Source organism: Nocardioides sp., from assembly GCF_030655615.1.
GTDB lineage: Bacteria > Actinomycetota > Actinomycetes > Propionibacteriales > Nocardioidaceae > Nocardioides.
In genome coordinates this window covers 1-12265 of the sequence record NZ_JAURVJ010000224.1, presented here as the reverse complement: position 1 = coordinate 12265, position 12265 = coordinate 1, and the positions used below count along the sequence as shown (strand labels likewise).

Genomic DNA, 12265 nt, shown 5'->3' with positions numbered 1-12265 from the left:
CGACGTGTGCGACTCGGCCCGGGCCAGCTGCCAGTCCTCGACGTCCTCGGACATCGACTGCTGCGGCTGGCGCTGCTTCTTGCGGTAGGTGTTGATGAAGGTGTTGGTCAGGATCCGGTAGAGCCAGGCCTTCAGGTTCGTGCCGGGACGGAACTGGTGGAAGGAGGAGTACGCCTTGGCGAACGTCTCCTGCACGAGGTCCTCGGCGTCGGCCGGGTTGCGGGTCATCCGCATCGCGGCCGAGTAGAGCTGGTCGAGGAACGGCAGGGCGTCGCGCTCGAAGCGCAGCGACCGCTCGGCCTCGGTCTCGGTCTCGAGGTCGGCGACCTCGAGCTCAGCGTCAGTCACGTCAGTCATCAGGTCCCAGCGTACGTCGCTGGTGGGACGTTCCATCACGGCCATCACATGAGGAGGAACACGTCATGGCCGGGCGCCATTCCCGACGACCTCGCGGACGATCCACTCCAGGGTCGACTCGACGAGGATCTCGAGGGCCTCCTCCTGCGTGAGCGGACCCCGCTTGGGGACCTTGAACGAGTGGTCGGCCCCCGGTACGACGACCAGGTCGAGGTCGCCGGGGAACGACTCGGGCCGGCCCATCGTGTCGCGCTCGCCCTGGACGACGAGGGTGCGGACCCGGGCCCCGCGCAGCTCGACGAGCCGCGACTGCTCGGGCCTGCCCGGCGGGTGCAGCGGGAACGCCAGCGCCAGGCAGCCGACCGCTCCCAGCTTCTTGGCGGTGCGTGCGGCCGAGCGCGCGCCGGCCGAGCGGCCCCCGACGATGAGCGGCGACCGGGTCCGCAGCCGGTTGGCCCCGGCGACGAACGCCGCGTCGAGGGTCGCCGGCGCGGTCGCGACCTTGCGGCCGGCGCGCTTCCAGGGCTGCTCGAAGCGGACCACCGTGACGTCGTTGCGGGGCAGGGCCTCGGCCAGCGCCTCGAGGTCGGGGGTGTCGATGCCCGCACCGGCGCCGTGGCCGAGCATCAGCGTCGCGATCGGCTTGCGGGTCCGGTCGGTGACCAGCAGCCCCTCGCCGTGGGGGGTGTCGACGGTCAGCTCGTGGCGCGTCACAGCAGGGTCTCCTGGTCGGGAGGGCCGGGCGGGTCGGGCCGACCGTCGGCGTCGTCCAGGGGCAGCGGCTCGAGGAGCTCGGGTCCGTTGTTGCGCACGTTGCCGACGGCGGGCGAGACGGGATAGGCCTCGAGCCGGCCGGGGGCCGCGGGGACGAGGAGGTCGAGCAGGGAGTCCCGGGCGGTGCGCGGGTCGAGCCAGGCGCCCCAGCGGTCGGGCTCGACCATCAGCGGCATCCGGTCGTGGATGCGGCCGAGGTCGTCGGCGGCGTCGGTGGTGATGACGGTGCAGGTCCAGCGGAACCGCTGGGGGTCGTCCTCGTCGCGGGTCGGGTCGCGCCAGATCTCGTAGAGCCCGGCCATGGCCAGGGTGCCGCCGTCCTTGGGACGGATGAAGAAGGGCTGCTTCCTGGGCTTGCCCCCGGCCGTGAGCTCCTGGGTCTCGTACCACTCGAAGTAGCCGTCGGCCGGCAGCAGGCAGCGACGCGACGCGAACGCGCGACGGAAGGCCGGCTTCTCGGCGACGGTCTCCATCCGCGCGTTGATCATCCGGCTGCCGATCGACGGGTCCTTGGCCCACGACGGGACCAGTCCCCAGCGCAGCACCCGGAGCTGGCGGTGGGGCTCGGCGTCGGGGTCGCGCTCCTCGTCGTCGCGCGCCGACGGCGGCCGCTCCACGACGGCGTAGACGTCCTTGGTCGGCGCGACGTTGTAGTCGGGCTCGAGCGCTGTCCCGACCCGTGTCTCCACGACGTCGAACTCCTCCACGAGGTCGTCGGGCCGCCGGCTCGACGCGTACCTGCCGCACATGGGTTCAACAGTAGGGGTGGCTTCCGGGTGCGGGCGATCACCTAGGTTGGCTTCCATGAGCCTGAGCCGTCTTGTCGCCCGTCCCCTCATCGCCGCCGGGATCATCTACGCCGCGCAGGGAGTGCTCCGCAACCCCGCGCCCGTGGTCCCCAAGGCCAAGAAGATCACCGACCGCGTGGTCCCCGCGGCACAGAAGGCCGGCATCCCGCTGCCCGACGACACCGAGACCCTCGTGCGCATCAACGCGGCCGCCCAGGTGACCGGCGCACTGGCCCTGGCCACCGGTCGCGCGCCGCGCTTCGGCGCCACCGTGATCGCGGGATCGCTGCTCCCGACGACGGTCGCCGGCCACGCCTTCTGGGCCGAGAAGGACCCGGTCGCCAAGAAGCAGCAGACGATCCAGTTCTTCAAGAACCTCTCGCTCTTCGGCGCGATGCTCATCGTCGCCGGTGACACCGACGGGAAGCCCGGCGTGGCCTGGCGCGCGCGTCGCGCCGCCAAGGACGCGCGCCGTCAGTCCAAGCACCTCGCCGGCGCCGCGCGCCGCGAGGCCAAGCTCGCCAAGGCAAAGGTCACCTGACCTTCTGGTCGCCTCTGGCGACCCCGCGGCTCGCTGGCCGCCCGGGCCTGGCAGCGCTACCGCAGGCCTGGGTGGCGGCCGCCGAGCCGCAGGGGGCCGCCGCCGGCTCCGTGCGCGCCGTGTCCAACCTGGGCGGGGGTGAGGGCGCCGTTCTGCTGGTCCAGGCATCGTCGCCCGGGCAACGGGTGGTGTGAGCAAGGGCCCGGTGGGCTGATGGGCTGGCCGGTCCGAGGAAGTTCGGCTCGGTAGGGTGCGTCAGTGACTGCTGACCACTGGCCCGCACCCCGGGTGCACGAGCCCGTCGACGTCGTCGTCTCCCTGCCCGGCAGCAAGTCCCTGGCCAACCGGGCCCTGGTGCTGGCCGCGATCTCCGACGCACCCTCCGTCGTACGCCGGGCGCTGCGGTCGCGCGACACCCTGCTGATGGCCTCGGGGCTGACCGCGCTGGGCTCGAGCGTCGACACCAGCAGCGACGACTGGCTCGTCACCCCGGCCCCGTTCGCCGGTGACGTCGACGTCGACTGCGGGCTGGCCGGCACGGTGATGCGGTTCGTGCCGCCGGTCGCGGGCCTGTCCACCGGGGCGGTGTCGTTCGACGGCGACCCGCACATGCGTCAACGGCCCGTCGGCGAGGTGCTCACCGCGCTGCTCGCGCTGGGGGTCGACGTCGACGACGGCGGGCGCGGTGCGCTGCCCTTCACGATCCGCGGCACCGGCTCGGTGCCCGGCGGCACCGTGGTGATCGACGCGTCGGCCTCGTCGCAGTTCGTGTCCGCGCTGCTGCTCGCGGGCGCCCGGTTCGAGCACGGGGTCGACGTGCGCCACGACGGCAAGCCGGTCCCCTCGCTCCCCCACATCGACATGACGGTCGCGATCCTGCGCGAGCACGGCGTCGAGGTCGACGACAGCGAGGCCAACCGCTGGTCGGTCGCCCCGGGTCCGGTCAAGGCCGTCGACCACGTGATCGAGCCCGACCTGTCCAACGCCGCGCCGTTCCTGGCGCTGGCCGCCCTCAGCGGCGGCCGGGTCACCGTGCGCGACTGGCCCGAGTCGACCACCCAGCCGGGCGACGAGCTCCGGACGATCCTGGGCCTGATGGGCTGCGACGTCGCCCGCACGGCCGACGGGCTCCAGGTCACCGGCCCCGACCGGCTGCAGGGCGTCGACCTCGACCTGCACGACGTCGGCGAGCTGACCCCGGCGGTCGCCGCCTTGTGCGCGCTGGCCGAGGGCCCGTCGCACCTGCGCGGCATCGCCCACATCCGCGGCCACGAGACCGACCGGATCACTGCTCTCGCGAACGAGCTGACCGCGCTCGGCGCCCGCGTCACCGAGCACGCCGACGGCCTCTCCATCACGCCCGGCAACCTGCACGGCGGGGTCTGGCACACCTACGCCGACCACCGGATGGCCCACGCCGGCGTGATCATCGGCGCCGCCGTCGAGGGCGTGCTCGTCGAGGACGTCGCCACCACCAGCAAGACCTTCCCCGACTTCGCTGCCTTCTGGTCCACCCTCGTCTGATGTCGGGCCGCCGCTACTCCGACCAGGACATCGAGCACTACGACCGTCCCCGTCGTCGCACGCGGCCCCGCACCAAGGACCGCCCGACCTACGACGACGCGGTCGACGGCGTGGTCGTCACCGTCGACCGCGGTCGCCTGACCCTGCTCGTCGACGGACGGGTCGTGCTCGCGGTCAAGGCACGGCCCCTGGGCCGCAAGGGGGTCGTGGTCGGTGACCGGGTCCGGGTCGTCGGCGACACCTCCGGTGACGAGGGTGTCCTGGCCCGGATCGTCGAGGTCGTCGAGCGCACCACGACGCTGCGGCGCACCGCCGACGACGACGACCCCGTCGAGCGGGTCATCGTGTCCAACGCCGAGCAGCTCGTGGTCGTCACCGCGCTGGCCGACCCCGAGCCCCAGCCGCGGATGATGGACCGGGCCCTCGTGGCGGCGTACGACGCCGGCATGACGCCCCTGCTCTGCCTGACCAAGGCCGACCTCAAGTCGCCCGACGAGCTGCTGCTGACCTATCGCTCGCTCGGCGTCCCGTGGGTGGTCACCGAGCGCGGCGGCGACCTCACGGAGGTGCGCGAGCGGCTGGCCGGGCGCACCAGTGTGCTCGTCGGCTCGAGCGGCGTCGGAAAGTCGACGCTGGTCAACGCCCTGGTGCCCGACGCGTTCCGCGAGGTCGGCGTCGTCAACGCCGTGACCGGGCGGGGCCGGCACACCTCGACGTCGGCGTACCTGATGCCCCTGCCGGACCACGGCGACGTCACCGGCGGCTGGATCATCGACACCCCCGGCATCCGCTCCTTCGGGCTGGCCCACGTGCGGCCCGAGGACCTCATCGGTGCGTTCCCCGACCTCGACGAGATGACCGAGGACTGCCCGCGCGGCTGCACCCACGGCGAGGACGAGCCGGAGTGCGGGCTCGACGACGCCGTCGAGCGAGGCGAGGCCGACCCCGACCGGGTGCAGTCCTTCCGGCGGCTCCTCGCCGCGCGGAGCGTCAGCGACTACTGACCGACGAGCCCGAGGCGTCGGAGAAGGAGTCGGGCGGATAGACCGCCTTGGCGCCGGCCTCACCGGTGAGGAACACGTAGACCAGCGTCACGACCGCCAGCGCGGCGGTCACGCCCGCGGCCACGGTGCGCAGCGCGTCGGTGCGGCGGTGCAGCCCGGCGGTGACGCCGATCAGCGCGAGCGTGAAGACGCTGCCCACGATGCGGAAGACGTTGGCGTAGTCCTCGTGCTTCTCGATCTGCGGGTTGTCCTGGAAGAACGAGACGCTCTCCTTGAAGTTGTCGCCGCTGAGGTAGGACGCCCAGATGGACAGGAACGCGATCGCGGCCCCCACCAGCAGGGGCCAGCGCAGCCAGTCACGCCACTTCGGGACCAGGTAGGCCACGGCGCCGAGGGCCACGACCGGCACGAGCACGACGGTCAGGTGGACCAGGAGCGCGTGAGCAGGCAGGTCGTTGATCTTGAACAGGAGGGGCGTCACTGACATAGATGAACGTTAAACCAGATGCGTGAGAATAGGGTGAGAGCGTGGCGCGCACCGGGACGACCGACTACACCGACGACCTGCGCCTCGCGCACGTCCTCGCCGACGACGCCGACGCGTTGACGACGGCGAGGTTCAAGGCGCTCGACCTGCACGTGATGAGCAAGCCCGACCTGACGCCGGTCACCGACGCCGACCAGCAGGTCGAGGAGGGCATCCGGCGCACGCTGTCGCGGGTGCGCAGCCGCGACGCCATCACCGGTGAGGAGCAGGGCTCGACCGGCCACTCGCAGCGGCGCTGGATCGTCGACCCGATCGACGGCACCAAGAACTTCGTGCGCGGCGTCCCCGTCTGGGCGACGCTGATCTCGCTGGTCGTCGACGACGAGGTGGTGCTCGGAGTCGTGTCCGCTCCCCTGCTGCAGCGCCGCTGGTGGGCGTCGACCGGCAACGGCGCCTGGACCGGGCGGTCGCTGCACAAGGCCACCCGCATGCAGGTCTCCGACGTACGCCGCCTCGAGGACGCCCACCTCGCCTACTCCTCGCTCAGCGGCTGGGAGGAGCGCGGCCGGCTCGACGACTTCCTGTCGCTCATGCGGCGGTGCTGGCGCACCCGCGGCTTCGGCGACTTCTGGTCCTACATGCTGCTGGCCGAGGGGGCCGTCGACGTGGCCGCCGAGCCCGAGCTCGAGGTCTACGACATGGCCGCGCTCGACGTCATCGTGCGCGAGGCCGGCGGGCGCTTCACCTCCCTCGACGGCACCGACGGTCCCTGGGGCGGCAACGCGCTCGCGTCCAACGGCCACCTGCACGACGCGGCGCTGTCGTTCGTCGGCGGGCTGTCCGACGACCACGAGGGCGACCCCGACTGGCCGACGTCGGGGCCGGGCACCGTGAGCGACCTGCGGGCCCGACGCGCCCGTCCCACCGACGCCGAGTGACCCTGGCCACGGGGGCGCGCGGCCAGTAGCGTCCGCCTCATGCGCATCGGAGAGATCCTCGAGGCCAAGGCCAACCACGACGTCGTCACGATCTCGCCCGACGCCGGGGTGCGCGAGCTCATCGCCCTGCTCGCCGAGCACAACATCGGCGCACTGATCGTCAGCGGCGACGGCGAGACGCTCGACGGGATCGTGAGCGAGCGCGACGTCGTGCGCCACCTCCACAGCGACGGCACCGTCGTCAACAACACCGTGGCCGCGATCATGACCAAGGTCGTCGAGACCTGCGAGCCCGACGACGACCTCGACGAGGTGATGGGCACGATGACGGCCAAGCGCTTCCGGCACATCCCCGTCCTGGCCGACGGGGCCCTGGTCGGCATCGTCTCGATCGGCGACGTCGTCAAGCACAAGATCGGTCAGCTGCAGTTCGAGCGGGACCAGCTCGACTCCTACGTGCACCAGGGTTGAGCACGTCCCTCGCCCTCTCGTCCGCCGCCGGCCGGTGGGTGCTCGTCGCCACGATCCTCGGGTCGGCGCTGGCGGGCATCGACGCGACCGTCGTCAACGTGGCCCTGCCCGCGCTGGGCCAGTCGCTCGACGCCGGCTTCTCGACGCTGCAGTGGACGGTCTCGGCCTACGCCCTGACCCTGGCGTCCTTCATCCTCCTCGGCGGCACCCTGGGTGACCGGTTCGGCCGCCGGCGGGTCTTCGTGGTCGGCGTGGTGTGGTTCGCCGTCGCGTCGCTGGCCTGCGGGCTGTCCCAGGACGTCGGCACCCTCATCGCGGCGCGCGCCCTGCAGGGCATGGGCGCGGCACTGCTGACGCCCGGGAGCCTGGCGCTGCTGCAGGTGACCTTCCGGGCCGAGGACCGCGCTCGCGCGATCGGCGCGTGGTCGGGGCTCGGGGGCGTGGCCACCGCCATCGGCCCGCTGCTCGGCGGCTGGCTCGTCGACGTCGCGTCGTGGCGCTGGGTGTTCCTCATCAACCTGCCGCTGGCGGCGCTCGTCGTCTGGATCGCCCTGCGGCACGTGCCCGAGACCCACGACGAGGGCGCCGACGGCACGAGCGTCGACTGGACCGGCGGCGTCCTCGGCGCGGTCGCCCTGGCCGGCCTCACCTTCGTGCTCATCGAGTCCTCGCGCGGACCGGTCGTGGTCGTCGTCGCCGTCGCGGTCGGTCTCGCCGGGGTCGTCGCGTTCCTGCTGCGCGAGCGGCGGGCGGCCTACCCCGTCCTGCCGCTGGGGGTGTTCGGCTCCGCGCAGTTCAGCGCGGTCAACGGCGTGACGTTCCTCGTGTACGGCGGCTTCGGGGTCGTCTTCTTCCTGCTGGTCGTGCGCCTCCAGGAGGCGGCCGGGTTCGGTCCGGTGGCCGCGGGCTCGGCACTGCTGCCGGTGACCGTCCTGATGCTGCTCCTGTCGTCGCGGTCCGGCGCGCTCGCGGCGCGGATCGGACCGCGGCTGCAGATGTCGGTCGGCCCGCTGGTCTGTGCCGGCGGGCTGCTCCTGCTCGCCGGGGTCGGTCCGGGCGACACCTACCTCGCCGACGTGCTTCCGGGCGTCGTCGTCTTCGGGCTCGGTCTGTCGGTGATGGTCGCGCCCCTCACCGCTGCAGCGCTGGGCGCGGCTCCCGACGAGCACGCCGGCATGGCCTCCGGCGTCAACAACGCCGTCGCGCGCACGGGTGGCCTGGTCGCGGTCGCCGCGATCCCCGTGCTGGCGGGCGTGAGCGACGGCGCGGCCGACGGCTTCGAGCACGCCCTGTGGATCTCGGCGGCGATCCTCGTGGGCAGCGGGGTCGTCGCCGCGCTGACCGTGCGCAACGACGTGCTCGAGCCGGACGCTCCCGAGCCCGCGACCCAGCACCTGACCCACTGTGGCGTGGGAGCGCCCCCGCTCGCCGCGTCGTGCGACGAGCAGGGGCGCCTGAGGGTGACGGACCCGCCTAGCCCATGAGCTTCCGGTCGCCGCCCCTGCGGTTGCCGCCGTTGGGCGAGGCCGGGCTCGACCGCACGTCGGACGGGTCCGCGCCCTGGCGCACCTCGGCGCCGTCGTTGACGCGCCCGTTGTCGGTGTCGTAGTCGACCGGGTCGGTCTTGCGCCGGGAGTGCTTCTTGTTGGCGTTGCCGGTGATCTCCTGCTTGTCGGTCAGGCCGTCACGGTCGGTGTCGCGGGCCACCGGGTTGGTCACCCGCCGGCCGATGACGAACGAGCCGCCCTTGATCTTGACCCGCTGCTTGATCGTGAAGCCCCGGACCTCCTGGCGGTCGGTGAGCCCGTCGCGGTCGGTGTCCCGGGCGCAGGGGTTGGGCCGCACCCGGCCGATGGCGCGCTTGCCGCCGACCCGCGTGACCTTCTGCTTCAGCACGACGCCCCGGCGCTCCACGCCGTCGGCGAGACCGTCGCGGTCGGTGTCGACCCGCTTGGGCGACGTACGGCAGCCGGCGAAGCCGGTCGAGCCGAGCACCTCCACGCCGTCCTTGACGCCGTCACCGTCCGTGTCGGCGTTGGTCGGGCTGGTGCCGAGAGCGGCCTCCTGGGCGTTGGTCAGCCCGTCGCCGTCGGGGTCGGCCAGACCCGGGTCGAGGGCGTCGTCCGCGGGGTTCAGCGGGTTGGTGCCCGCGGCGACCTCGGCCCCGTCGCCCACGCCACCGTCGTCGGTGTCGGTGTCGAGCGGATCGGTGCCGGCGGCAGCCTCCTGCACGTCGGTGAGCCCGTCGCCGTCGGAGTCGTCGGTCGCCGGGTCGTCGTCGCCGTCGAGTGGGTCGGTCCCGGCCAGGACCTCGACTCCGTCGGTCACGCCGCCGTCGTCGGAGTCGGGGTCGAGGGGGTCGGTGAGGTGCGTGTTGACCTCGGCGCCGTCGGACAGGCCGTCGTCGTCGGAGTCGGCGTCCTGGGGGTCCGTCCCTGCGGCCAGCTCGGCCGCGGTCGTGAGCCCGTCGCCGTCGACGTCGAGCAGCGGCGGGTCGTCGGTGGCGACGAGCGGGTCGGTGCCGTAGGAAACCTCGATCCCGTCGGGGACGCCACCACCGTCGGTGTCGGCCTCGGTCGGGTCGGTGCCGAAGGTGTCGACCTCGGCGCCGTCGCTGAGCCCGTCGCCGTCGGTGTCGGGGTTGCCCGGGTCGGTCCCGGCCTGCAGCTCCTCCGCGGTGGTCAGGCCGTCACCGTCGGCGTCGCCGGCCGCGTGGTCGTCCTGAGCGTCGAGGGGGTCCAGCCCGAACGCGACCTCGGTGCCGTCGGTGAGGCCGCCGTGGTCGGTGTCGGCGTCGAGCGGGTCGGTGTCGGTCGCGTGGACCTCGGTGCCGTCGGACAGGCCGTCGCCGTCGGTGTCGGCGTCGGCGGGGTCGGTCCCGGCCGTCGCCTCGTCGGCGTCGGAGAGCCCGTCGCCGTCGGCGTCGCCGGCGACGGCGGCGTCGTCGGTGCCGAGGTTGGGGTCGGTCCCGGCCGCGACCTCGGCACCGTCATCCACCCCGCCGTCGTCGGAGTCGGCGTCGAGCGGGTCGGTCTCGAAGGTGTTGACCTCGGCGCCGTCGGACAGGCCGTCGTCGTCGGAGTCGGCGTCGCCCGGGTCGGTGCCGAGCTCGCCCTCGCGGATGTCGGTCAGGCCGTCGCCGTCGGCATCGACGGCGGCGGGCAGGTCGTCGGTCCCGACGAGCGGGTCGGTGCCATAGCTGACCTCGGCGCCGTCGGTCACGCCGCCGTCGTCGGTGTCCGCGTCGAGCGGGTCGGTGCCGGTCGCGTTGACCTCGGCGCCGTCGGTCAGACCGTCGTCGTCGGTGTCGGGGTCGCTCGGGTCGGTCCCGGCCAGGGTCTCCTGCGCCGCGGTGAGCCCGTCGCCGTCGGCATCGGCCGCAGCCACGTCGTCAGCAGCGACCAGCGGGTCGGTGCCGCCCTGGACCTCGTCGCCGTCGGACGTGCCACCGTCGTCGGTGTCGGCGTCGAGCGGGTCGGTGCCGTAGGTGTGGACCTCGGCGCCGTCGGTCAGGCCGTCGTCGTCGGAGTCGGGGTCGGCCGGGTCGGTTCCGGCCGTGGCCTCCTCGGTGTCACCGAGGCCGTCGAGGTCGGTGTCGACGAACGGGGTCGCGTCGCACAGGACGCCGCCCTCGGGAGCGGTCGAGGCAGCCGCCATCGGTCCGACCGCCAGGTCGAGGTCGATGACCGAGCCGGTCAGCGCGGTCACGCCGAGGTGGATGGCGAGCACGGCGTCGACCGACGCGGTCGCCGAGGTCGGCGTCAGCGTCGACGTGAGGTCGGTTGAGCTCACGGTCAGGTCGACCGAGAGCAGGCCGAGGTCGAGCGGCACGTCGAGCGTGCCGCCCTCGGCGGGCACCTCGAGCACCTGGCCGCCCGCCAGCTGGACCGTGACGCGCGGGTCGGAGTAGGCCGCGGTCCCGGCCCGGCCACCGGCCGTGGCGGTCAGGACCGCGGGTCCGGCGACCTTCACCACGGCCAGGCCGCCGAGCAGGGAGACGTCACCGACCGTCGTACGGCTCTGGGAGACGACGCGGTCGCGCGTCCCGGGCACGTCGACGAGCTTGGTGGTGCTGCTGGTCGTGGACGCGTTGACCCGGGCGGCGTTGGCGATGCCGGCCGCACCGAGGACGGTGAGCCCGGCGAGCTCGGTGCTGGACGAGCCGAGCAGTCGCTCGCCCCCGGCCACCGGCACGCAGCTGTCGTCGTCGGTGTACGCCGCGGACACGTCGCCCTTGACCACGCCGAGGTCGACGAGCGGGGCGAGGTTGAGCGGCAGGAGCGTCCGGGCCGGTGGGTCGGTCGACGGCGGGGCGGTCACCGTCATCCGGTCGAGCGGGATGTCGGTGCCACCGAGCGCGAGCTCGCCGTTGGCGCTCGCCGCACCCACCTCCGGCGACGCCGCCGTGTCGGCCGAGGCACGTGAGTGCCCGACCGAGACGCCCGCCAGGCTGCTGCCCAGCAGCGAGGCGTCGAGGCGCACGATGTCGCCGTGCGCCGAGGCGGCGTAGGGGCCCGGCGGCTCCGGCGGTGGCGGCTCAGCGGCCAGCGCCGAGGGCGCCGGGAGGGGCGCGAGGGCGATGCCGGCACCGGTGACCAGGGCGGTGGTCAGAGCGGTGGTCAGGGCGGCCAGACGCAGGCGGGCAGGACGGGACGAGTGTGCGCTCATGCGAACCTCAGAGACCGAGACGTGGGGGGTGATGGGGGGAGAACCTTGGTGCCGCCGTACCCACGACGACCGGATCCATGAGCCGCTGTCCCGATCCCACCCCGACGGATGGTCGCGCGTCCCGGTCGGCCCGGCTCTAGGGTTGGGGCATGGACAAGCCTGAGATCGACTTCCCCGACTTCGACCCGCCCGCCGACCTGCAGGTCACCGACCTGACCGAGGGGGACGGTCCCGAGGCCGCGTCCGGACAGACCGTCAAGGTCCACTACGTCGGCGTCGCCCACTCCACCGGCGAGGAGTTCGACGCGTCCTACAACCGCGGCGAGCCGCTCCAGTTCCGCCTCGGCATCGGTCAGGTCATCTCCGGCTGGGACCAGGGCGTGCAGGGCATGAAGGTCGGCGGCCGCCGCCAGCTCGTCATCCCCCCGCACCTCGGCTACGGCGACCGTGGCGCGGGTGGCGTCATCAAGCCGGGCGAGACGCTGATCTTCGTGGTGGACCTGCTCGAGGTGCGCTGATCGTGTGTGTTTCGGGTTCGGGTTGGTCTCTGGTGACCTCGGGTCATTCTTGGTCGGGCTGTCCGCGCGCCTAGCATCCCGGGCCTCCCTGTCAAGGACGCTTCGCGCCGCTACGCGGTCGCGAAGCGATCCTTGACAGCGAGCCTCTCCCGGGATGCTTGATGGCGCAGACAAGGGCGGGCTCCGCCGCGCCCT

12 protein-coding genes are annotated in these 12265 nt (G+C 73.2%); 7 read left to right on the top strand and 5 right to left on the bottom strand.

Going from position 1 to position 12265, the window contains the following annotated elements; all coding sequences use genetic code 11:
* From Q7T52_RS19725 to Q7T52_RS19715, 3 genes are all read right to left on the bottom strand, one after another.
* Positions 1-357: sigma-70 family RNA polymerase sigma factor (locus Q7T52_RS19725; RefSeq protein WP_304805259.1), on the bottom strand; the 357-nt coding region annotated here is incomplete at its 3' end.
* Between the two features lie 63 nt (positions 358-420).
* Complete coding sequence (locus Q7T52_RS19720) at positions 421-1071, bottom strand: alpha/beta family hydrolase (protein WP_304805258.1); 651 nt, start codon at positions 1069-1071, stop codon at positions 421-423.
* The gene (locus Q7T52_RS19715) at positions 1068-1880 is read right to left on the bottom strand and encodes an SOS response-associated peptidase (protein WP_304805257.1); all 813 of its coding nucleotides are present in this window, start codon (positions 1878-1880) and stop codon (positions 1068-1070) included. Before Q7T52_RS19715 ends, Q7T52_RS19720 begins: the two co-directional genes overlap by 4 nt.
* Positions 1881-1935: 55 nt before the next feature.
* Here Q7T52_RS19715 and Q7T52_RS19710 point away from each other — a divergent pair, with 55 nt between their 5' ends.
* From Q7T52_RS19710 to rsgA, 3 genes are all read left to right on the top strand, one after another.
* Positions 1936-2460, top strand: coding sequence for a DoxX family membrane protein (locus Q7T52_RS19710; RefSeq protein ID WP_304805256.1), 525 nt, complete (start codon positions 1936-1938; stop codon positions 2458-2460).
* 258 nt (positions 2461-2718) lie between these two features.
* Entirely contained in the window at positions 2719-3984 is a 1266-nt protein-coding gene (aroA, locus tag Q7T52_RS19705) for a 3-phosphoshikimate 1-carboxyvinyltransferase (protein WP_304805255.1), read from the top strand.
* Entirely contained in the window at positions 3984-4988 is a 1005-nt protein-coding gene (gene rsgA / locus Q7T52_RS19700; protein WP_304805254.1) for a ribosome small subunit-dependent GTPase A, read from the top strand. The genes aroA and rsgA overlap by 1 nt, the downstream gene beginning before the upstream one ends.
* Here rsgA and Q7T52_RS19695 read toward each other — a convergent pair.
* Entirely contained in the window at positions 4975-5475 is a 501-nt protein-coding gene (locus Q7T52_RS19695) for a DUF2231 domain-containing protein (RefSeq protein WP_304805253.1), read from the bottom strand. The two genes, rsgA and Q7T52_RS19695, sit on opposite strands and share 14 nt — an antisense overlap.
* A gap of 41 nt (positions 5476-5516) precedes the next feature.
* Here Q7T52_RS19695 and Q7T52_RS19690 point away from each other — a divergent pair, with 41 nt between their 5' ends.
* The 3 genes from Q7T52_RS19690 to Q7T52_RS19680 are packed head-to-tail and all read left to right on the top strand — an operon-like array spanning position 5517 to position 8368.
* Positions 5517-6413, top strand: a complete 897-nt coding sequence (locus tag Q7T52_RS19690) for an inositol monophosphatase family protein (RefSeq protein ID WP_304805251.1) — start codon at positions 5517-5519, stop codon at positions 6411-6413.
* 39 nt (positions 6414-6452) lie between these two features.
* Positions 6453-6884, top strand: a complete 432-nt coding sequence (locus Q7T52_RS19685; RefSeq protein WP_304805250.1) for a CBS domain-containing protein — start codon at positions 6453-6455, stop codon at positions 6882-6884.
* On the top strand, positions 6881-8368 hold the full coding sequence (locus Q7T52_RS19680) for an MFS transporter (RefSeq protein ID WP_304805249.1): 1488 nt from the start codon (positions 6881-6883) through the stop codon (positions 8366-8368). Before Q7T52_RS19685 ends, Q7T52_RS19680 begins: the two co-directional genes overlap by 4 nt.
* On the opposite strand, the gene Q7T52_RS19675 is transcribed toward Q7T52_RS19680, so the two are convergent.
* Complete coding sequence (locus Q7T52_RS19675) at positions 8358-11552, bottom strand: hypothetical protein (RefSeq protein WP_304805248.1); 3195 nt, start codon at positions 11550-11552, stop codon at positions 8358-8360. The two genes, Q7T52_RS19680 and Q7T52_RS19675, sit on opposite strands and share 11 nt — an antisense overlap.
* A gap of 149 nt (positions 11553-11701) precedes the next feature.
* Between Q7T52_RS19675 and Q7T52_RS19670 the strand changes: the two genes are divergently transcribed.
* On the top strand, positions 11702-12070 hold the full coding sequence (locus tag Q7T52_RS19670; RefSeq protein ID WP_304805247.1) for an FKBP-type peptidyl-prolyl cis-trans isomerase: 369 nt from the start codon (positions 11702-11704) through the stop codon (positions 12068-12070).
* Positions 12071-12265: the final 195 nt, after the last annotated feature.

Bases quoted from the DNA above. Each gene is read 5' to 3' on its own strand.
- Q7T52_RS19715 (WP_304805257.1), bottom strand. From the start codon at position 1,880: ATGTGCGGCAGGTACGCGTCGAGCCGGCGGCCCGACGACCTCGTGGAG.
- Q7T52_RS19710 (WP_304805256.1), top strand. From the start codon at position 1,936: ATGAGCCTGAGCCGTCTTGTCGCCCGTCCCCTCATCGCCGCCGGGATC.
- rsgA (WP_304805254.1), top strand. From the start codon at position 3,984: ATGTCGGGCCGCCGCTACTCCGACCAGGACATCGAGCACTACGACCGT.
- Q7T52_RS19695 (WP_304805253.1), bottom strand. From the start codon at position 5,475: ATGTCAGTGACGCCCCTCCTGTTCAAGATCAACGACCTGCCTGCTCAC.
- Q7T52_RS19685 (WP_304805250.1), top strand. From the start codon at position 6,453: ATGCGCATCGGAGAGATCCTCGAGGCCAAGGCCAACCACGACGTCGTC.
- Q7T52_RS19675 (WP_304805248.1), bottom strand. From the start codon at position 11,552: ATGAGCGCACACTCGTCCCGTCCTGCCCGCCTGCGTCTGGCCGCCCTG.
- Q7T52_RS19670 (WP_304805247.1), top strand. From the start codon at position 11,702: ATGGACAAGCCTGAGATCGACTTCCCCGACTTCGACCCGCCCGCCGAC.